The organism is Streptomyces dioscori (genome assembly GCF_003024195.1).
In the GTDB taxonomy this organism is placed as follows: Bacteria; Actinomycetota; Actinomycetes; order Streptomycetales; family Streptomycetaceae; genus Streptomyces; species Streptomyces dioscori.
In genome coordinates this window covers 1-20920 of sequence record NZ_KZ679053.1, presented here as the reverse complement: position 1 = coordinate 20920, position 20920 = coordinate 1, and the positions used below count along the sequence as shown (strand labels likewise).

Annotated in this window: 15 protein-coding genes; 9 read left to right on the top strand and 6 right to left on the bottom strand. The window is 69.7% G+C overall.

The genetic code is table 11. The features are described from left to right. The 4 genes from C6Y14_RS45935 to C6Y14_RS33400 form a co-directional block, all read right to left on the bottom strand. Nucleotides 1–780, bottom strand: coding sequence for a WD40 repeat domain-containing protein (locus C6Y14_RS45935; protein WP_159074376.1), 780 nt, complete (start codon nucleotides 778–780; stop codon nucleotides 1–3). A gap of 275 nt (nucleotides 781–1055) precedes the next feature. Next, entirely contained in the window at nucleotides 1056–1214 is a 159-nt protein-coding gene (locus C6Y14_RS44290) for a hypothetical protein (protein WP_159074356.1), read from the bottom strand. An 80-nt stretch (nucleotides 1215–1294) separates the two neighbouring features. Continuing rightward, nucleotides 1295–2095, bottom strand: coding sequence for an enoyl-CoA hydratase-related protein (locus C6Y14_RS33405; protein ID WP_107020625.1), 801 nt, complete (start codon nucleotides 2093–2095; stop codon nucleotides 1295–1297). Beyond that, a complete protein-coding gene (locus C6Y14_RS33400) occupies nucleotides 2092–3300 on the bottom strand; it encodes a CaiB/BaiF CoA transferase family protein (protein ID WP_107020624.1) in 1209 nt (402 codons plus the stop codon). Before C6Y14_RS33400 ends, C6Y14_RS33405 begins: the two co-directional genes overlap by 4 nt. A gap of 1303 nt (nucleotides 3301–4603) precedes the next feature. Between C6Y14_RS33400 and C6Y14_RS33395 the strand changes: the two genes are divergently transcribed. The 3 genes from C6Y14_RS33395 to C6Y14_RS33385 all read left to right on the top strand — a co-directional run bounded on the left by C6Y14_RS33395 (nucleotide 4604) and on the right by C6Y14_RS33385 (nucleotide 11238). Then, the gene (locus C6Y14_RS33395; RefSeq protein WP_225891398.1) at nucleotides 4604–8638 is read left to right on the top strand and encodes a non-ribosomal peptide synthetase; all 4035 of its coding nucleotides are present in this window, start codon (nucleotides 4604–4606) and stop codon (nucleotides 8636–8638) included. Nucleotides 8639–8914: 276 nt separating this feature from the next. Continuing rightward, the gene (locus C6Y14_RS33390; RefSeq protein WP_199854955.1) at nucleotides 8915–9400 is read left to right on the top strand and encodes a hypothetical protein; all 486 of its coding nucleotides are present in this window, start codon (nucleotides 8915–8917) and stop codon (nucleotides 9398–9400) included. Continuing rightward, nucleotides 9397–11238 (top strand): GMC family oxidoreductase, encoded by a 1842-nt coding sequence (locus C6Y14_RS33385; RefSeq protein ID WP_107020623.1) that lies wholly within the window; start codon nucleotides 9397–9399, stop codon nucleotides 11236–11238. Before C6Y14_RS33390 ends, C6Y14_RS33385 begins: the two co-directional genes overlap by 4 nt. A 229-nt stretch (nucleotides 11239–11467) precedes the next feature. Here the strand turns inward: C6Y14_RS33385 and C6Y14_RS33380 are convergent, their stop codons facing one another. Then, on the bottom strand, nucleotides 11468–13543 hold the full coding sequence (locus C6Y14_RS33380; RefSeq protein ID WP_107020622.1) for a glycoside hydrolase family 36 protein: 2076 nt from the start codon (nucleotides 13541–13543) through the stop codon (nucleotides 11468–11470). A 443-nt stretch (nucleotides 13544–13986) separates the two neighbouring features. On the opposite strand from C6Y14_RS33380, the gene C6Y14_RS33375 reads away from it, so the two are divergent. The 6 genes from C6Y14_RS33375 (at nucleotide 13987) to C6Y14_RS33350 (ending at nucleotide 20380) form a co-directional block, all read left to right on the top strand. Continuing rightward, on the top strand, nucleotides 13987–14775 hold the full coding sequence (locus C6Y14_RS33375; RefSeq protein ID WP_199854954.1) for a GntR family transcriptional regulator: 789 nt from the start codon (nucleotides 13987–13989) through the stop codon (nucleotides 14773–14775). A 177-nt stretch (nucleotides 14776–14952) separates the two neighbouring features. After that, complete coding sequence (locus C6Y14_RS33370; RefSeq protein WP_107020621.1) at nucleotides 14953–16248, top strand: D-tagatose-bisphosphate aldolase, class II, non-catalytic subunit; 1296 nt, start codon at nucleotides 14953–14955, stop codon at nucleotides 16246–16248. Continuing rightward, nucleotides 16245–17405, top strand: coding sequence for an SIS domain-containing protein (locus C6Y14_RS33365; RefSeq protein ID WP_107020620.1), 1161 nt, complete (start codon nucleotides 16245–16247; stop codon nucleotides 17403–17405). Before C6Y14_RS33370 ends, C6Y14_RS33365 begins: the two co-directional genes overlap by 4 nt. Before the next feature lie 49 nt (nucleotides 17406–17454). Next, nucleotides 17455–18462 carry a BadF/BadG/BcrA/BcrD ATPase family protein gene (locus C6Y14_RS33360; protein WP_107020619.1) on the top strand — a complete coding sequence of 336 codons (1008 nt, stop codon included), beginning with the start codon at nucleotides 17455–17457 and terminating at the stop codon, nucleotides 18460–18462. Continuing rightward, complete coding sequence (locus C6Y14_RS33355; RefSeq protein WP_107020618.1) at nucleotides 18459–19409, top strand: DMT family transporter; 951 nt, start codon at nucleotides 18459–18461, stop codon at nucleotides 19407–19409. The genes C6Y14_RS33360 and C6Y14_RS33355 overlap by 4 nt, the downstream gene beginning before the upstream one ends. Nucleotides 19410–19528: 119 nt before the next feature. Beyond that, nucleotides 19529–20380, top strand: coding sequence for a class II fructose-bisphosphate aldolase (locus C6Y14_RS33350; protein WP_107020617.1), 852 nt, complete (start codon nucleotides 19529–19531; stop codon nucleotides 20378–20380). A gap of 201 nt (nucleotides 20381–20581) precedes the next feature. On the opposite strand, the gene C6Y14_RS33345 is transcribed toward C6Y14_RS33350, so the two are convergent. Next, nucleotides 20582–20920: ACT domain-containing protein (locus C6Y14_RS33345; RefSeq protein ID WP_159074355.1), on the bottom strand; the 339-nt coding region annotated here is incomplete at its 5' end.

Sequence of the window (20920 nt, the reverse complement as noted above, 5' to 3'; positions counted from 1 at the left end):
TCAAATATTCGGCCCAGCGGTCGTTTGCCCTGGCTGGGACCGTGTCCTGCACAGACGTCCGGAGGAGCCGCCCGTGGCGGCGTAGGGCTGTGGGAGCCCGAGAATGGCCAGGTGGTCGCCAGGGCGGCGCTGATTCGGAGGACGCGGACCTGTGTGCTCGCGGTCTCCCGTCCGCAACCTTGACCGGTCGCGGCGCGCAGTGGCATCCGTGCGGGCAGGCCAGGACGGGCCGGCGATCCAGCGCCCGATCCGACCGGCTTTCGCGCCGTGCGGCGCGGCGCGGTGACAGGGCGGGCCGCACGGATGCCAGTGGCTCGCTCGACGTGGATGCGGTCCTCGGTTCGCGCCCGCCGACGGTGGCGCGGTTCGAGGCGCCGCGATCGGAACGCCGTGGTGTGGCGGCAAAACAAGCCACTGCGTTCCACAGTCGGCGGTTAAGCACAACTGGACACTGGGGTAAGGAAGTTCGATGCGAACGATCCGCGGACCCACCCACTCACAGATCCGCGCGGCGGCCCGCTCCGGGCGGATAGGCCACAGACGCGACGTGCGGTCCTGACGTGAGGTCAGCAGTGTCACCCCGTCGGAGGCGAACACCACGGCGTGCACTCTGTCGCCATGACCGGTGAGTACCGCATACGGCTCGGCGGCCCGGGTCCCGCTGACACTCCACAGACGCGCCGTGCCGTCCTGACCGGCGGTCGCCAGCAGGTCTCCGTCCGAGGAGAAGGCGACACCCTGGATTCCGCCCACGTGACCGCGCAGGACGACACCGGACACGGCGCCCACCCGGGTTGGCGGACGGGTCAACAGCCGTGGCCGCCGTGGATCGCTCACCCGCCGCAGAAAGGTGCGTCCGTCGTCGGATCCGGTCGCCGGGGTTCGCCCGGCCTAAGGGCTGTCCCGTAACTCCCGGTGGATCAGCGCGCGGCGTCAGATGCGGGACATCGCAAGGCGCCGGGTCGCCCTCATACCGGGTGTATTCGGGCGATCCGGCAACGCCGCGAGGTGCCGTAGCTGTCGTCGTGCGCCCGCCGGGAGTTACGGGACAGCCCTTAGCTCAGTACCGGCGTACCCACCGTCGCCGAGTGCCCGGCCGATTCGGCGACCCGCTGCGGAGAGCGAGGGTCGGAGATGTCCCGCAACCGCACGGTCCGGTCCGCAATGGCCGTCGCGAGCGTGTTCTCGTCCGGCGTGAGCACGGCACGGAACACGGGCTCGCGGTGAGCTGCGAAAACTATGAGCAGAGTCGGGCGCCCCCCCCCACAGTGGTCTGCCGCTGATCGCCGGCGGTTCAGTGCCCGGGCCAGTTCGGTGGGCGTTTCTCCCTGAAGGCTCGGACGCCCTCCCGGCTGTCCTCGCTGTCCAGGGCTGCCATCAGCGCCGGCAGACGGGTCGCCCGCGCCTCCTGACTGGTCAGGTGCGCGGTGCGCTGCACCATCTGCTTGATGGCGCGCAGCGAGGTCGGAGCGCACGCGAGAACACCGGCGACCCAGCGGCCGACCGCCTCGTCCAACTGCTCGGCCGGAACCACCTCGTTGACCAGTCCCATCCCGGCGAGCTCGGCCGCGCTCGCCCGCCGCCCGGTGAGCAGCAGGCTCATCGCCTGGGTGTGGGGCAGACGGCGGACAAGTTGGGTGACTCCCCCGTCGAGTGGGACGCGTCCGACACGGGGCTCGGTGAGCCCGAACTGGGCGTGCTCGGCCGCGACCACGATGTCGCAGCCCAGGACCATCTCCATGCCACCGCCGAGGGCGTACCCGTTCACCCGGGCGATCACCGGGACGTCGAGGGTGGTGCGCAGGGACAGGCCGCCGAAACCGTTGGGGTCGAGAGCGTCCCAGTACTCCAAGCCGGTCCTGCCGGTCTCTTCGGCGGACATGTCGGCGCCGGTGCAGAAGGCCCGGTCGCCTTCGCCGGTCACGACGACCACACGGACCTCGGGGTCCGACTCGATGCGTTCCCAAGCCTCGTTGAGGTGCTGAAGCGTCTTGGCGCCGACGGCGTTGAGCACGTGGGGTCGGTCGATGGTCACACGGGCGACGTGCTGGTCGATCTCCAGGCGCACTTCGTCCGCGGAGGGCGTTGCGGTCACCGCAGTACACCGCTCTCCACCAGCGCAGCGATCCGGGCGTCGTCGAAGCCGTGTTCCCTGAGGACTTCGGAACTGTGCTCACCGAGCTGCGGGGGGCAGTGGCGGACGGCCATGCGGGCGCCGGAGAGGAGGATGGGTGCGGCGACCGCCCTGACCTTGCCGGCCACCGGGTGGTTCATATCGACGATCATGCCGTTGACCGCGGTCTGCTCGTCCGCGAGGGCCTCTTCCAGAGTGCGCACGGGGGCGCAGAGGATGTCCTGCTCCTCCAGTCGTCGGATCCAGTGATCCGTGACGTTGCCGGCGTACCGCTCCCGGAAGATCGCCTGGAGTTGCGGGCGTCGTTGGAACTGCGCCTCCATGGTGGAGTACTCCTCACGCAGCGAGAGGTCCTCGTCGATCCCCAGGGCTGCACAGACCGCGCGTAGCGGGTTCTCCTTGAACGCTCCGACCATGCAGACCGCGCCGTCCATGGTCGGGAAGACACCGCTGAGCGGCATGCTGGCCCAGTTGACCTCGTAGCCGCGGTTCAGCTGCGCGCAGGCCTCCTGCATCTGCATGTGCAGCATCGAGTCGTACATGCTGACTTCGACCTTCTGGCCCTCCCCGGTCCTGGTCCGGGTGAACAGCGCGAGCAATATGCCCTGCAGCAGATGCATGCCGGTGGTGTAGTCGCCCAGTGGTGTGGGGTAGACGGACAGCGGCAGGTCGGGGGACTCGCGGCGCCACATCACCCCGGAGTAGGCCTGGCTGATCACATCCTGGCCGCCCTTGTGGCTGTACGGGCCGGCGCTTCCGAAACCGGTGCCGGAGGCCCAGATGAGACGAGGGTTGATCGTCCGCAGGTCCTCGTAGCCGAAACCGAGCCGTTCCATCACACCACCGCGGAAGTTGCTCACCACCACGTCTGCCGTGCGGACCAGGCTCAGAATCACTTCCTTGCCTTCGGGTGCGCGGACATCGACGCAGACGCTGCGCTTGTTCCGGTTGATGGCGAGGAAGATCGGCCCGTCCAGCCCGTCCCGGTCCGGGAAGGACGTCCGGGAGAGGTCGCCGGTTCCGGGGCGCTCGATCTTGATCACGTCGGCGCCGTAGTCACCCAGCATCTGGGTGCAGCTGGGACCCATGAAGACCTGGGTGAAGTCGAGGACGGTCACGCCGTCCAAGGGCAGGCCGTCGGTGCTCGTCAAAGTGTCGGTACTCATCGAAGTAACGTCCTTTCCGCGGTCCTCACGGACTGGGGTGTGACCTTTCGGTCTCGGCGGACACTCATGCGGGAGCCTCTACCGGGTTGCCCGGATCGGCCGGGAATCCGTAACGGTGTGTGGTGCGTGAAGAAGCGGCAACACCCGGGCCGGTGCATGCCCGGGCGGTCGGAGCCTGATGTGCTCAAGGGCGGCTTCCCGGACGGTGAACCGCTGCCGACGGTGGGAACTCGCATGGGGAGCAGAAATCGCCGCAGAGTCGGCCGGACTCCTTCGGGACGAACCCGTACGGACCGATATACATTCAGTCGGAGATGAAAATTTCCGCTCTCCCTCCGGGGGCGACGCTTTTATGGACGGCGCCTTTTACTCTGCCGGGGCGCCGGAATCCGCTGGCCCCTTGGGGTGATGCCGAACAGCCGACCCGCCGGAATGTCGAAGGCATGCGCCCGCCGGACCTGCCCGGTGTACGCCGCGTCGGCCGCCCCTCTCCCGGCCCGCCGGCGACGACCGGGCCTCTCCCCCGGTAGTGATGTCCAGTCCCCGCGAGGCGCAATCGCAGGAACACGACACGCGCCCACACGTCCACCACAGGGGACGCGTGAGATGCTGCCGCACCCGCGACCGCACCGGTTCGGGCCTTGCCCATAAGCGCCTCCGTGAATCTCAAGCCGCTTCAGCGTATTGAAGATCTACGCCCCGTCAAGGCTTCAGTCCGGCGAAACGGTGCAGCCCACCGCGTATGGACGGGCCGGAGGGCGCACGGGTTTCGACAAGCCGCGACAAGGGCGGGAGATTCGACATCGCCGGACCGCATGCCTTTTCGGCGCGCATCGGACTTCTCTCACCCAGTTCCTCATGACGGAAGGGTGGTGATATTTGACAGAATTGCCGCCTTAACCTTTTTCGAGACATGACGGATCCAAACATTTCACCCCCAGGAACTTGTGTGACCTGCGTCACTGTTGACCTTTAAAGCGGTCTGGGATGTACTTTTGCGTGACGAACGATTAATTCAAGATTAGCCATACGCATTGCTAGTCCAGTTACTTGAGACCGATACCCCTGACGTCACGTCTCCGGTGACGCGCCGATAAAAGTTCCTGAGTCACGACGAAAGCCCGCCGCCGGACGGGCGCCTCGGAATCCTGCCCGGCACGCCGAGGCCCGACGCAGCCACCACGCATTCAGCTGCCGCCCTCGCGATGCTCCCGGTCGCCGGTGCAGCCGACCGGACACAGGCCGTCCCCGCGCCGCGTCCCACGCCTGTTTCGCCGTCTTCCTTTCTCATGAAGGAGACTTTGTGCCCCGCATTGCCACCCCCCGAATTCTCCCGTCCACCCTGTCGGCCTCATCGACATCAGGCCCCGCCGGCATCCCCGCGTCCGACCCTGCACCCCTGTCCTTGGCACAGGAGCGGTTGTGGGTCCTGGCGCGGATGGGTGGAGAGGCCAGCGCCGCGTACCACGGGCTCATGAACTTCGATCTCAAGGGGCCGCTGGACGCGAACCTGCTCGTCCAGGCGCTGCACCTGCTCGCCGCCCGGCACGAAGCGCTCCGCACCCGGCTGGTGCCGGCCGAGGGCTCGGCACTTCAGGTCGTCGATCCCCCGGAGACGGGCTTCCCCGTCACCGTCGAGGATCTGAGAGGGCTGCCGGACGCGGACGAGCGCCTCGCACAGGCCCAGCGGGCGGTGGGCAGCACTCCCTTCCGCCTCGGGGAGGAAGCCATGACGCGCGGCCGCCTGGTCGTGCTGGGTGAGGACCACCACGTCCTTCTGCTCACGGCCCACCACCTCATCTTCGACGGCTGGTCCCAGTCCCTGCTGCTGCGGGAGCTGAGCACGATGTACGCCGCGCTGCACGAAGGACAGGAAGTGTCGCTGCCGGAACTGCGGTGGCAGTACAGCGACTACACCCGCTGGCAGTGGGACTGGATGGCGGGAGAGGAGGCCGCCGCGCACGCCGAGTACTGGACCGGTGCGCTGAGCGGGGTCCCGGCCGTGCTCCCCCTGCCCACGGACCGGACCCGTCCGCCCGAGCAGGATTTCCGGGGCGGCAGGGCGGCCCTGGTCGTCGACGAGGACCTCACCCAGGCGCTGCGAGCCCTGGCGAAGCAGCACGGGGTCTCCTTGTACGCGACGGTCCTGACCGGCTGGTCGCTGCTGCTGTCCCTGCTCTCCGGGCAGGAGGACATCGTTGTCGGCACCCCAACGGCCAACCGACGACAGGGCGATGTCGGTGGCCTCATCGGCTTCTTGGCCAACACCCTTGCCGTGCGCGCCGACCTGTCCGGCTCACCGACCGTCGGGGAGGCGCTGAAGCGCGTGAACCGGCGGCTGCGTGAAGACCTCGCCCATGTGGACCTGCCTTTCGAACGGGTCGTGGAGCTGGTCAACCCGCCGCGGAGTCCGGCCTACACGGCCCTGTTCCAGACGATGGTCGCCTGGGTTCCCTCCATGCGGCAGGAGCTCGAATTTCCTGGCGTGACCGTCGAGGTGCGTGAGGACGACTCACATGTCGCCGCGAAATTCGACCTGGTGGCGGTCGTCGCCGACGAGGGCCGGCGCCTGGTCGGCGGGATCGAGTACGCCACCGCGCTCTTCGACCAGACGACCGTCGAGCGGTTCGCACGCCAACTGCTGCGGGTGTTCCGGCTGATGACCGAGCAGCCCGCGGCGGACGTCGGCGACCTCACCCTGCTGGACGAGGACGAGCAGCGAGAGATCCTGTCGACGTTCAGCTGGGGAGGCGACCCGGTGACACCGGCGTCCGCCGCCCTGCTGGAGCGTTTCGCGGAACAGGTGCGGACCCGGCCCGGACAGCCGGCGGTGGTCGCCGGGGACGCGGAAGTGACCTACGCGGCGCTGGACCTGCGAGCCGACCGTTTGGCGAACGCGCTGATCGCCCGCGGTGTCCGCCCCGGCCAGGTGGTGGGCCTGCACGCCGGGCGCACGCTCGAACTGGTCGTCGGGGTCCTCGGCATCCTCAAGGCCGGGGCCGCCTACCTCCCGCTCGACCCCGGGCAGCCCGCCGAACGGCTCGCGGCCATGGTGGCCGATGCCGAGCCGGCACTGGTGCTGACCGACCACGCCGCCCCTCCGGCCGACGGCGGACTCTGGCAGGACCTGGCCGCCGTCGAGGCGGAAGGCACACGGGAGGCCGCGCCGCGGATCGACCCGGACCCTGCCCGGTTGGCGTACGTCATCTACACCTCCGGGTCGACCGGCCGCCCCAAGGGCGTGGCGGTGACCCACGGCAGCGTCGTCAATCTCCTCGACCACTGGCGCGAGCTCATGGGCGACGCCGCGGGCGAGGCCGCGTCGGCCTGGTCGAGCATCGGCTTCGACGCCTCGGTGCACGAACTCCTCGTACCGCTGACGACGGGAGCGGTGCTCCACCTCGTCCCCGACGAGCTGCGCGGCGACCCCGGGGCACTCATGGACTGGCTGCGGGAGCGGCGGGTGACCCAGGCCTTCCTGCCCCCTTCCTACATCATGTGGATCGACGAGGACCCGTCCCGGCGGCTGGCCGGGCTGAGCCTGCGCCAGCTCCTCACCGGCGTGGAGTCCCTGCCGGAAGCCGCGCTGCACCGCATGCGCGAGGCACTGCCGGGCCTTCGTATCTGCTACGGCTACGGACCGACCGAAGCCACGCTCTACACCACCGCGTACACCGATCCGCAGGCCCGCTCCCGGTCGTGCCCCATCGGGCGGCCGTTGCGCGGCACGCGTCTGTACCTGCTGGACGACCGCATGCGCCCGGTGCCCGTGGGAGTTCCCGGCGAGGTGTACGCGGGAGGCGCGAGCCTGGCGCGCGGATACCTGCACCGACCCGACCTCACCGACGAGCGGTTCGTGCCGGACCCGTTCGTGCCGGGAGAACGCCTCTACCGCACCGGCGACCTGGCGCGCTGGCTGCCGGACGGCAACGCCCAGTACGTCGGCCGCAGCGACGACCAGCTCAAGCTGCGCGGCTTCCGCATCGAGCCCGGCGAGGTGGAGGCCGCTCTGCTGGCGGTGCCCGGGGTGCGGGAGGCAGTCGTCCTTGCCGACCGCCGGACGCCGGGCGACCCGCACCTGGTGGCCGGCGTGGGACGCGACCCCGGGCCCGACCGGACACCCCACGAATGGCGTCTCGCGCTGGGGGAACGGCTGCCGGACTACATGATCCCCGCGGTCGTCGCCGAGTTCGCGCGGCTGCCGCTGAACCGCAACGGCAAGGTGGACCGGGAAGCGGTGCTGAGCGCGACCGCCGGGACCCGTGCCGGGCAGGTCAACACGGCCGCACCCCGTGACCACGTCGAGATGGCCCTGTACCGGATCTGGCGGCACGTGCTGCTGCACCCGGACGTCGGGGTCGCGGACAACTTCTTCGAGCTCGGCGGCACCTCGATCTCGGCGATCAAGATGGCACACGCCGTGCAGGAGGAACTCGGCGTGGTGTTGCCGGTCCGGGACGTCATGCTGCGTCCCACGATCGAGGCGCTCGCGGAGTTCGTTCGCGGCGCCCTCTCCGGGACCACCGGACCCGCGAAGCACAGCAGCCTGGTCGAGTTCCGCGCCGGAAACGGCCGGCAGCGCGTGGTGTGCGTCCACCCCGCCGGCGGCACCGCCTTCTGCTATCTGCCGTTGTCCACCGCGCTCGCGGAGGATGTCGGCGTGCTGGGCCTGCAGGCGCCGGGGATCAATCCGGGTGAGTCGACCCTGCCGACCGTGGAGGCCATCGCCCAGGAGTACCTGCGGCTCGTCGGTCCCCGCCCGGACGAGGCGCTGGTGCTGTGCGGGCTGTCCTACGGGGGGCTGATCGCCCACGAGATGGCCCGCCAGTTGGCGGCGGCCGGGCACGAAAGGGTGAGCGCCGTCCTGCTCGACACCCGCGGCGCCGAGGACGCGGAACGGCACGCCCCGTTCACGCCGACCGGCATGGAGGAGTTCCGGCAGAAGCTGATCCGCTTCAACGGCATGTACCCGGGCATCGACGACGACCAGGTCGCCCGGTACCTCACGGTGTACAACCACCACCAGGCAACTGGCCTCGCCTACGAGGTGCCCGACTCGCGGGCCCGCGTGGTGCTCATGCAGGCCATGGCCGTGGAGGACGACGAGGACGGTGAGGCAGCCGCCCGACTGCGCGCGTTCTGGCAGCGCCGCGCAGGCGGCGGCTTCGTGGTGGAACCGGTGGACTGCGGTCACTGGGACATGCTGGAGAGCGACGAACTGCCGCGCGTCGCCGCCGTCATCACGGCCGAACTGAACAGGTTCGGCCCCCACCCGGGAGGCGGTACCGGTCCGGCCGAGGCCCGGCCTTCGCTCCTCCCCGGCACACCGGAGCGGTGATGGCGATGTGCGACGGGGCTCCCGGGGCACACGGCGCCGACAACCCCGGCTCACAGGACGCGCCGATCGCCGCGCGGAATGTCGTTCGCCGTGTCCGATCCGGTGGAGCCGCCACGGCGGAACGCCGCTGACGCGACGGCGCCGGTACCGGTCCGGGCGTCGGCCGTGCCCCAGCGATCCGGCGTGAGCCCCACCCGCGCGGGCTCACCCTCCCGCGAGGGCGCGCGCGTACGAGAAGAACTTGTCTGACTCCATAGAAAAAAGGATTTCGAGAGCATGGAACTCCACCAGTTCGCCGCCCTGTCGGCGGACCTGACCGGTTTCGACTGCAGGGAGTTGCAGGAGACCGGCATGTTGCACACGTACCGGCAGATCGTCGTGGATCAGGCAGGGGCCGAGCGGCTCGACCGGCTCGCCGACGCGGTGGCGGGGACCCCCGACAGCCCGCCGCGCTTCGAGGACGATTCCGCCCGGGAGCTGGCGCGGGCGATCACCCACCTCTGGTACGTCGGGACATGGCCCGGCCTGCCGGATTCGCTGCCCCCGGGCAACGGAGCGGGCACACCGGAGGCCGGGCCGTACGTGGTCTCGTCCCAGGCCTATGAACAGGGTCTCGTATGGCGTGCGTTCGGCGGGAACGCGCCCGGCGCGGCGGCACAGGCGCACGGGAGCTGGGCCGACGCCCCGTCCGAGGTAACACCCGCCCAGTCCGAGGCAGCGCCCACGGGAGCACGTGACACCGAGTCGGTGATCGCGCGATGAACGGTCCGCAGGGGCCGCGGTGGGACGTGGTCGTGGTCGGTGGAGGTTTCGCGGGTTCCCTGGTGGCCAAACGCCTGGGCGACCAGGGCTGGCGGGTCCTGGTGCTGGAGGCAGGACACGGCGCGTCCAGCTCGGACGGGGGGCACGCGGACGCGGTCGAGACGTACCGCACAGCACTGCTCAAGGTGCCCAACTCGCCCTACCGGACGAGTACCGCGGCACCGTCGCCGGCGATGGCCGATGTCGGCGAGTACTTCGTGCAGAACGGCCCGCTTCCGTACGGCAGCGGATACCTGCGGGCCAACGGCGGCACCGGCCTGGCCTGGACCGGTCTCGCGCCCCGGATGCACCCGGAGGACTTCCGCGCCGGGGACTTCGGGCAGGGGCGCAACTGGCCCCTCGGCTACGACGACCTGGAACCGTACTACCGCGCGGCCGAGCGGGAGATCGGGGTGGCCGGCGACGCCGAGGAGCAGCGTGCGGAAGTCGGCCTGCCGTTCCCGGACGGCTACCGGTTCCCCATGCGGGCCATCCCGCAGAGCTACCTGGACCAGGTGATGACGAAGTCCCTGGACGGCGGGACCATTCGGGATCCCGGGGCGGACGATCCGGTCCCTCTGCGCGTCGTCACGACACCACACGCCCGCAACGGCCTGCCCCATCCCTCCTACGACGACGGCGCCGGCTACCGGCCCGCCCCGGGACCGGGGCAGCCGGATCAGGGAACGTTGTGCCAGGGCTACGCCAGTTGCGTACCGATCTGCCCGTCCCAGGCGAAGTACACGCCCCTCAAGACCCAGGCCCGCTGGGGCTCGTCCGTCACCCTCGTCACCCGGGCGGTCGTCACGCGGGTCCGGATCGGAGCCGACGGGCGGGCGGCCGGTGTCGACTACCGGTCCTACCGTGACGGCACCACTGAAGCAGTGACCCACAGCGTCGACGCGGACCTCGTCGTCCTGGCCGCGCACGCGATCGAGAACGCCAAGCTCCTCCTCGTCTCCGGAGCCGCCAACAGCAGCGACCAGGTCGGCCGCAACCTGATGGACCACCCGGTCCTGCTGACGTGGGGCCTGATGCCCCAGCAGGTCGGTGCCTATCGTGGTCCCGGCTCGACCTCCGGGCTGGAGGGTTTCCGCTTCGGCGCCGCGCGTACCCGGCGCGCTCCGTTTCGCGTGGAGATCGGCAACTGGGGCTGGACCTGGTCCCTGGGACCGCCCGAGCAACGGGTCGCCGAACTCCTGGGCACCGGAGGGTCCGACGGCCGCGGCATCTTCGGTACAGAACTGCGGCGGGCGCTCGGCGATCAGATCGGACGCGAGTTCGCTTTCCAGTTCGAGATCGAACAGGAGGCCGACCCAGCGAACCGCGTGACCCTCGATCCTCGTCACCGTGACGCGCTGGGCACTCCGCGGCCGGTCATCCACTACGACTTGTCCGACTACGTCAAACGCGGCATCGTCGCCGCGAAGACGGTTTCCGACCAGCTCTTCGATCTGCTGGGCGCAGAGGACCATACGCGTTTCGAACAGGGGCCTGACTGGCCCGGCTACTTCGAGTTCGAAGGCCGCCCCTACGCCTACAGGGCAGCCGGACACGGAGCCGGAACCCACATCATGGGCGACTCACCTCGCACATCCGTGGTCGACGAATGGCAACGCTGCTGGGACCACCCTTACCTCTATGCCGTCGGATGCGGCAGCATGCCCACGGTGGCCACGTCCAACCCCTCACTGACCATGGCGGCACTCGCCCTGCGCAGCAGTGAGGAGATGCATCGAGACCTCCTCGTCCGACGCCGCATCACATCCGCCGAACATCCCGCACCACCCGCCTCGTAACGCCACGTTCCGGAGCGGCGGCATGCGCCGGTTCCCGGTCTCACGCGAAGAGGAGCTAAGGAGACAGGCCCTGCTGCAGGAGGCCTTCAACCGCACCTACGCCACCCCGCGCGTACTGGCTCAACCCGCAGGAAGGCTGGTGGCGCGGCTTCCGCGAAGCCGCCCTCGCCGGCCAGTTGTTCCCGCCCGGCGCGACCGGGCGCGTGCGGAACAGCCGGCCGATCGGCGATCAGCCGATGGGCTCGGCCACGATGAGCTGGAACCGCTCGAAGGACAGCTTCACAATGTTGTGCTGAGCAGTGGCCATTCCGAGCGACCTGCCGGTGAACGGGTCGGTCAGGCGGTACCGGGTGCGGCCCAGACCGCGCAGCTCGACCGTCCCGTCCCACTGGTCGGCGTAGAAGGCGTAGTGAAGGGTCCGCTTCTTGGCCACGACATGCGCCTCGGGCTTGTCGAAACCGATGTCGTACAGCTCACCGCGGTACTCGCCGGTGGGCAGCATGTTCTTCTCGTACAGCGACACCCACTTGCGCCACAGGACCTCCTTCTCCGGCGTGAGGTCGGTCGCCTTGTCGGGGGCGCCGGTTCCGGGGAGGGTGAACTTGGTCGACAGGACGGCTCCGACCCCGTAGGAGGACGCGAAGTCGTCGCCGTTGTCGCTCAGTTCGACGTGGTCGCCGGCGTAGCTGCTGCCCGCGCCCATCAGCGCCTTCATCGACTTGCCCTTGCTGCGGACCTGGTAGGAGGACTCCGGGTCCGAGCTGGGGTACTGGTCGACGTAGGGCAGGTTGTGGAAGGCGAAGGCTGTGCCGCAGGGGCAGAGTTCGACGAGCGCGTCGGGGTTCGCCCCGTGCGCGGCTTCGTGGATCGCCTTCCAGAACCGGGCCACGCCCTCGGTGGATTCCTCGGGGCGGGCGTGCCGGTGCTTCGGGTTGTAGCAGGGCGCGACGCTGTTGAGGTGCTGGCCGTCGATCTTGAGCCCCTCGTAGCCCCAGTCTCCGATGAACCTTTTCGCCTGCTCGACGAAGTAGTCCACGGTCGGCTGGTAGGCGGGGCAGAGCGTGTACGCGTCCCACCAGGTGACGTCCTGCTTGTTGCCGTCGCGGTCCAACAACAGCATGTCTGAGTGGTCCCGGATCAGGTTGCTGTCGGGGTCCGCCGCGAGCGGGGCCCACCACAGGCGCGGTCGCAGGCCGGCGTCCCGTATCTCCTTGGTGAAGGCCCGCATGTCCGCTTCGCCGCGCGGGAATTTCGCCGTGTCGATGTCCCAGTCACCCTCATTGGTCTGCCAGCCGTCGTCGAGCGCGGCCCAGCGCAGGCCGATCTCGCGCGCCTTCGGCAGGGTTGCGGTGATCTGCTCGGTGGCGAAGTCGCGCTCGTAGCCCCAGGCACACCAGATGGGCTCGAAGGCCGAGGCGGGGACCTCGGGGGCCCGCTGGCCGATGTCGCTCATGTAGTCGCGGTACCGCTGGAGCGGCACGAAGTGGTCGCCCGGGAGGGCGGTCAAGAACGTGCTGCTGGTGCTGAGCCGACGGCCCGGCCGCAAGGTGCGGGCGGTGTCGTTCTGGATGGCGATGCTCGCTCCGGCGGCCGTTCTGCGGACCGGCATGCGCAGGACCGTCGCCACGGGCTCGACGTGTCCGACGGAAAGGCCCGCGCCCCGGCGCCAGACGGTCGCCAGCGGGGTGCCGCCGCCGTAGTCGGAGGAGTCCATCCCCAGCGAGTTCTCCTGGACGTAGCCGTCCTTCACCGGCATCACCCAGTCGCGGCGGTCCGTGTGCGTGGTGCCGGAGAAGGTGTGGAAGCCGCCGGGATGTTCCAGGAGTTCGTGGGCTGCGTTGCGCCATCCGGTGACCTTCAGCGCGGTGGAGGACCTGTTGGTGTAGGTCACCTTCATGACGATCATGCCGGCCAGACGCTCGAAGGAGGTCAGCTCGACCGTCTTGTGCACGCCTTCCTTGGACGTGCCCTCGATCGTCACCCGGACGCCCCTGCCGTGGCGGGTGTGCCGGGTGGTGCGGGTCCGGTGTCCGCGGTGGGCGAACGCCTCGATGGTCCTGTCGCCCACCAGCAGGGCTTCGCCGGCGTCGAAGCGAGTGAGGTCGACGCCCTTCAGCGCCACGCGGCTGCGCAGCTGGTCGTCGAACTCCAGGGTGATGGAGGTGTCGCCGACTCCGACGAGGTCCGGGTCCGAGTTCGGTGCGGCGGCCGCGGGTGAGGCGCCCACGGTCACGGCGGGGAAGGCGGCCAGGCCGGCACCTCCCAGCGCCACCTTCAGTACGCTTCGCCGGTTCATGTCCGTCATGTCGAACTCTCTTTCGGTCGTGCGTGCCCGCCTGGGGCAGCCGCCTTTGGTCCGTCGTTGTGGATCGTCGGAGTCGAGCAGCGTGCTCGCTACGAAGCGACCGCCTGCGGGGCTGGTCGATGCCTGGTCCGCTACCGGTTGTCGCAGTGGATCGGATGGGGTCGGGGAGGACGTGTCGTCCGAATGGGCACCCCGGTGCCGGGTCGCCTCCGGCGGCAGTGCGCGGCCGTCTTCGGTGAGCTGCGCCGACGCTGCCTCGATCACCGGATGGTGCCCGAGGCGCGACGAAACGGAAGGTCGCCCGGGGGCGACTTCCTCATCGCTGGTTCCTCATCACTGGGCGGTCTGCATCGAGAACGTAAGTGGTATTCGAGTGGCATGTCAACGGGTGAGCTGCTTGGACGAAGGATTCGCGCCGCCGATCGGATTGGTATGTTTCTGGTATGACCGATGCGAGAACGCCGATGCCCAGAGGCCTGTTCGGGGACGACGTCCTCCCGTTGTACGAGCGCACCGCCACGCAGCTGCTCGACGACCTGCGCGCCGCTGCCGCCCGCCCCGGCGACCGGCTGCCCTCCGAGCGGGCTCTGGTCGACCGGTACGCCGTGTCTCGCGTGACGCTGCGAGCGGCCCTCGCGCAATTGCAGTCGCGGGGCATCGTGCGGCCGTCGTCGTCGCGCGGGTGGTTCGTCGCCGAGCTCGGCCTGCTCCCCGAGGCGACCGTGACGCCCGCCTCGACGGCCCCGCAGGTCCAGGGGTTCGCCGATTATGCCCAGGCCAACGGTTTGACGACGGCCGGCAAGGTGCTCTCCTCGACCGTCCGCCCGGCCACGGTGTACGAGGCCGAGCAGCTCCGGATCGCTCCGGGCGCCGACCTCTTCGACCTCCACCGGCTGCGCTTCCTGGACGGTCTGCTGGTCGTGCTTGAGCACAACCGGCTCCCCCTGGCGGCCTGCCCGGCCCTGGCCGATACCGACTTCACCACGGCCTCGCTCTACGCCACCCTGCGCGCCGCCGACCCGCCGCAGCTGCCCCGTGTCGCCGACTATTCGGTCGAGGCCCGCCACCCGACGCCACGGGAGATCGAGCTGTTCGAGATCGGGGAGACCATGCCGATGCTGGTCGCGACCCAGCTGACGTCGAACCAGGATTCACGCCCGATCGAACTGACCGTCCAGGTCTACCGGGGGGACCGCTACCGGTTCCGGGCCTCCATCACCAACCAGACGTAAACGCTCACCAACCGGTCTTGAACGATCGCCACGGATCGACCGTCGGCCACTCAATACCAGATGCATACCAGAATAAGACTATTGACGACCCTAAATAAGACCAGTACTGTCCGAAAAGAGCCGCAGGGGCCATGACGGCACAGAGGCTTGGGATACGCGTCGTGTGAGGGGTTGGCAATGCAGAGCCCATTGAGCGAGGTGGTCCGGCGCCAGAAGGCCGGACAGCCGCAGGGCATCACCTCGGTGTGTTCGGCTCACCCGCTGGTCATCGAGGCAGCCGTGGTGCAAGCACGGGAGACCGGCGGTCATGTACTGGTGGAGGCGACCTCGAACCAGGTCGACCAGTTCGGCGGTTACACGGGCATGCGGCCCGCGGACTTCCGTGACCTCGTGTACGGCATCGCCGCCGAAAGTGGTCTGCCACTGGACCGCGTGATCCTCGGCGGCGACCACCTCGGACCGAACCGGTGGCAGTCCCTGACGCCCGACGAGGCGATGGAGCGGGCCGACGCCCTGGTCGCCGCCTACGTGGCGGCGGACTTCACCAAGATCCACCTGGACTGCAGCTTCGCGTGCGCCGGTGACCCCGCACCGCTGACCGACGACGTGGTGGCCGAACGTGCCGCGCGGCTGATCCGGGTGGCCGAGGAGACGGCCGGCCCCGAGCGGGCCGAGCGGATCCGGTACGTCATCGGTACCGAGGTGCCCACCCCCGGCGGCGCGCACGAAACGCTCGGCGCCCTCGTCCCGACCACTCCCGAGGCGGCGCGCACCACTCTGGAGCAGCACCGCAAGGCGTTCGCCCGACACGGCATAGACGAGGTCTGGCCGCGTGTCATGGCCCTCGTCGTCCAGCCGGCCGTGGAGTTCGACCATCTTCAGGTCGTCGACTACCGGCGGGAGCTGACCGAGGAACTGCGCAAGGTCCTCGACGACGAGCCCACCATGGTCTACGAGGCCCACTCGACCGACTACCAGACCGCCGAGGCACTCAGCGCGCTGGTCGAGGACCACTGGGCGGTCCTCAAGGTGGGCCCCGGGCTGACCTTCGCCCTGCGCGAGGCACTGTTCGCCCTGGCCGCGATCGAGGACGAACTGGTGCCGGCCGCCGAGCGGTCAGAGCTTGCCGAGGTCGTCGAGCGGCGGATGCTCGCCGAGCCGGCCAAGTGGGAGGGCTACTACCCGGGTAGCACCGCCGAGCAGCGCCTAGCGCGCCGCTACAGCTACAGCGACCGGATGCGCTACTACTGGCCCGACCCCGAGATCGAAAAGGCCCAGGCCCGGCTGCTGGACAACCTCTCGGCCTTGGACGTCCCCCTGCCGCTGCTCAGCGCACATCTTCCGCTCCAGTACGCCCGTGTTCGCCACGGCGAGCTCGCCGCCCGGCCGCGCGACCTGGCCGTGGACCACGTCCGCGATGTTCTGCGCGACTACGACCGCGCCTCCCACCCGCACCAGAAGGAGCACGTGTGACCACGCCCTTTGGCACGCTGTCCTCGGACGACGGCGCTGCCCACACCGTCCGCGAGATCGCCCAGCAGCCCGCGTTGTGGCGCGAGGTCGACAAGATCGTCGCTGCCTCCCGGGACTCGCTGGACGCCTTCCTGCCCCCCCTTCTCGCCCGCGGCGACCTGCGCGTGGTGCTCACCGGCGCCGGCACCTCCGCCTTCGCCGGCCAGGTGCTCCAGCCCGCCCTGGCCCGACGGCTGGGACGGCGCGTCGACGCGGTCGCCACCACGGACCTCGTCGCCGACCCCCACGGTTGTCTCGCCGAGGACGTGCCCACGCTGCTGGTCTCCTTCGCGCGGTCGGGTGACAGTCCCGAGTCCGTGGCCGCCACAGCCTTGGCCGACCAGGTTCTCACCGAGGTGCACCACCTCGTGATCACCTGCCACGAGCAGGGCCGCCTGGCGCGCGAACACGCGAAGCTGCCGAAGTCGCACGTGCTGCTGATGCCGCCCGAGTCCAACGACCACGGCTTCGCCATGACGTCGAGCTTCACCTGCATGACGCTCGCGGCGCTGCTCGCCCTGGGCGGCAGCGCCTACGACGGCGTCGCCGAACGCCTGGCCCGGGCAGCCGAGTCGATCACCGGGAGCAGCGCTGTCGACCGCACCGTCGGCGCTCTCCTGGAGAGCGCGCCCGAGCGGATCGTCTTCCTGGGCAGCGGCCCGCTCAAGGGCCTCGCCGAGGAGTCGGCGCTGAAGGTGCTTGAGCTGACCGGTGGGACGCTCATGGCCGTCGCGGAGTCCGCCCTGGGGTTCCGGCACGGTCCCAAGGCGGTTCTCAACGACCGTTCGGTCGTGGTGGTGTACATGTCGAACGACCCGTACACCCGCAAGTACGACCAGGACATCTACGCGGAGCTGTGCGGCAATCTGCCCGCCGGCAGCGTCGTCACGGTCTCCGCGGACTCCGGTGCGGGAACGGAGGGCACAGACGCCGCCTGGCCGCTGCCGGGCCTCGACGGCGTCGAAGATGTCGCCCTGGCGCTGTCCGCCGTGGTGTACGCCCAGCTCATCGCCCTGCGCGCCTCCCTGGCCCGAGGTCTGCGGCCCGACAACCCGTTCCCCTCGGGTGAGATCAACCGCGTGGTGCAGGGCGTGACCTTGCACTCCTTGCACCACTGATCAAAGGCATCGACGGCGCGGATCGAGGGCGCCGGACGGAGGTACAACGATGTTCCTAGGTGTCGACGGCGGCGGTACGAAAACCGCATTCTGCATGGTCGACCGGTCCGGACAGGTCGTGGCGCGAGCGCAGGCGGCAAGTTCGTACTACTTCTCCCACGGCATCGAGCTTGTCGAACGTGTGCTGAAGGAAGGCGTCGAAGCGGTCTGCACGGCGGCCGGGCTGGCCCCCGCCGACATCGAGTACGCCTTCTTCGGACTGCCCGGCTACGGGGAGGCGGCCCGCGATCTGCCCGTCCTGAACGCGACCCCGCGAGCGGTGCTCGGGCACGACCGGTACGCCTGTGACAACGACATGGTCTGCGGCTGGGCGGGTTCGCTGGGCGCGGTCGACGGCATCAACGTCATCAGCGGCACCGGCTCGATGACGTACGGCGAGCGGCTGGGCCGAGGCGTGCGCATCGGTGGCTGGAGCGAGATGTTCGGCGACGAGGGATCGGCGCACTGGATCGCGATCCGGGGCCTCAACGCCTTCTCGCGGATGGGCGACGGGCGGCTCCCCGAGGGCCCCCTGGCCGAGGTGTTCCGGCGCCACCTGCATCTCGCGTCCGACCTCGACGTGATCGACGTCGTCCACAACCAGTGGCAGGGCGACCGGAGCCGGATCGCCGCGCTCAGCCGCTCGGTGGCCGAGGCGGCCGCTCTGGGCGACGCGGTCGCCGCGGAGATCCTCACCGACGCAGGCCGGGAACTCGCCCTGCTCGTCGACGTCACCCGCGAGCGGCTGGAGTTCGGCCCGGACGAGACCGTACCGGTCTCCTACTCCGGCGGCACCTTCGGCGCCCACCTGGTTCTGGAGGCGTTCACCACCGGACTGAGAAATTCCGGACTGAGAAATCGTCCTGCCCACTACGAGCTGCGACACCCTCTCTACGAGCCTGTCGTAGGTGCTGCTCTGTACGCGGCGAAACTCGCCGGAACCCCGCTCGACCAGCCCGCGCTCGACACGCTGCGGCTGGCCTCCCGGACCCCTGCCTCAGGAGAGGACGACCGATGAACAGAGGTACGAAGAGCTGGATCGTGTACGCGGCGCTACTGGTCCTGTTCTGGGGTGTGTGGGGCGCCTTCTCCAGCGAGCCGAACAGCAGGTACGGCTATCCCAACGAGATGATCTACATCATCTGGGCCTGCACGATGCTCATCCCCGCGTACTTCGCGATGCGCGGCCACACGTTCGACCGCCGGCCGATCGCCGCGGGGTACGGACTGATCGCGGGACTGACCGGCGCCGGCGGACAGCTGCTGCTGTTCCACGCGCTCGCCAACGGCCCGGCGTACCTGATCTTCCCCGTGGTCTCGCTCTCCCCCGTGGTCACCGTCCTCATGGCGATGGCTCTGCTGCGTGAGCGGATCAACCGGCTCGCCCTCATAGGTGTCGTCGCGGCGCTGGCGGCGATCGTGCTGTTCAGCATTCCCAGCAGCAAGGACGACGCGAACTCCCACGGCCCGTGGCTGCTGATGGCCGTCCTGATCTGCGTCGCCTGGGGCGTACAGGCGTTCTGTATGCGCAAGGCCGCGGTAGTCGGGGTCAACGACGCGACGACCTTCGGCTGGATGACCATCAGCGGACTGCTGCTGGTGCCGGTGGCGTTCGTGATGATGGGCGATTTCCCGTCCGACGCCCCGTGGCAGGCGCCCGCACTCACCGCGGTGACGCAGGTCCTCAACGCGATCGGCGCGCTGTTCCTGGTCATGGCGTTCAGCCGGGGCAAGGCCACGGTGGTCGCCCCCGTCACCAACGCACTGGCGCCGGTGCTGACCATCGTGCTGTCCCTGGCGGTCTACCAGAGGCTCCCCAACGTGTGGGGCACCCTCGGCATCGTGCTGGCCCTCGCCGGCTCCACCCTCATGGTCTACAGCGACGAGAAGAGCGGCGAGAGTTCCGTGGCCCCGGGGGCGGCGGACGGCGGGGCGCACGTGAGTCCGGCTCCGCAGAAATCCTGATCGCCCGCGTATCCGTGCCGGCCGAACCACATATCCGTACCGGCCGCCGAACACACAGCGGTACGGGCCGACACCGGCCCGTACCCACCGAACCGACATGAAAGCGAGGGGACACCCTCATGCCCCTGGTTCCCACGCGCGAACTCGTCTCGCAGGCCGCCGCCGCAGGCCGGGCCGTCGCCGCCTTCAACGTGATCACGCTGGAGCACGCCGAGGCGATCACCGCCGGCGCAGCCGCGGCGGGCGCCCCAGGGGTGATCCTGCAGATCAGCGAGAACGCCGTACGGTTCCACGGCGGCCGGGTCGAGCCGATCGCGCGGGCAGCGGCCGAGGTCGGCAAGGCCTGTGACGTCGACGTCGCGCTGCACATGGACCATGTGACGGACATGCGGCTGCTGCGCACGGCGGCCGACGCGGGGTTCTCCTCCGCGATGTTCGACGCCGGGGCGCTGCCGTACGCCGAGAACCTCGCCGCCACCCGCGCCGCGGTCGAGTGGGCCCACGGTGCGGGCCTGTGGCTGGAGGCCGAACTCGGCTATGTGGGCGGCAAACCCGACGCCCCCGCGAGCGCCCACGCGGCCGGGGTGCGCACCGACCCGCAGGAAGCGGCACGCTATGTCGCGGACACCGGCGTGGACGCCCTGGCCGTCGCCGTCGGCAGCAGCCACGCGATGACCGAACGCTCCGCGACCCTGGACCACGCGCTCATCGAACGCCTGCGGGAGGCCGTGCCCGTACCTCTGGTGCTGCACGGTTCGTCGGGCGTCGGCGACGACGATCTGCGCCAAGCCGTGCAGGCGGGCATCGTGAAGATCAACATTGGTACCGCTCTCAACGTCGCGTTCACCGGCGCGATCCGCGAAACGCTGGCCGAGCGCCCCGACCTGACCGACCCCCGCCCCTACCTCGCCGAGGGTCGGCAGACGATGGCGGAGACGGTCCGGGTCCTACTCGGTGTGGTGAGTGGCTGAGCGGGGCCAAGATTTTCCCCGCACCCGATGTCGCCCGACGAGCTCACGCACGACAAACGATGCGACGACGAGGCGGACAGATGGCTGGACGGGCTCGACAGAGTCCTGGGATGCCCGTCCGCCGGGATGTCCCGGTCGAGGTCGCCCGCGACATCAGCAGTGGCCTGAACCCGTTACGGTCGGCCCCGGGGCCGACCCCGCTCACTTGACGAGGTTCACCGACCGGGCCGACGTGGCACCGATCTCGCCGGCGACCTCGTTCACCGCCTCCTGCGGGACCGTGTCGTCGACGGTGAGGACCGCCAAAGCCTCGCCTCCTGCCGCGGAGCGGGACACCTGCATACCTGCGATGTTGATCCCCGCCTCGCCGAAGACCCGGCCAACCGTGCCGACCACGCCCGGACGGTCCTCGTAACGCAGCACCACCATGTGGTCGGCGAGTGCCAGGTCCACGTCGTACTCACCGACGGCGACGATCTTCTGGTGGTGCTTGGGGCCGGCGAGCGTGCCGGAGACCGAGACTTCCTGGCCGTCGCCGAG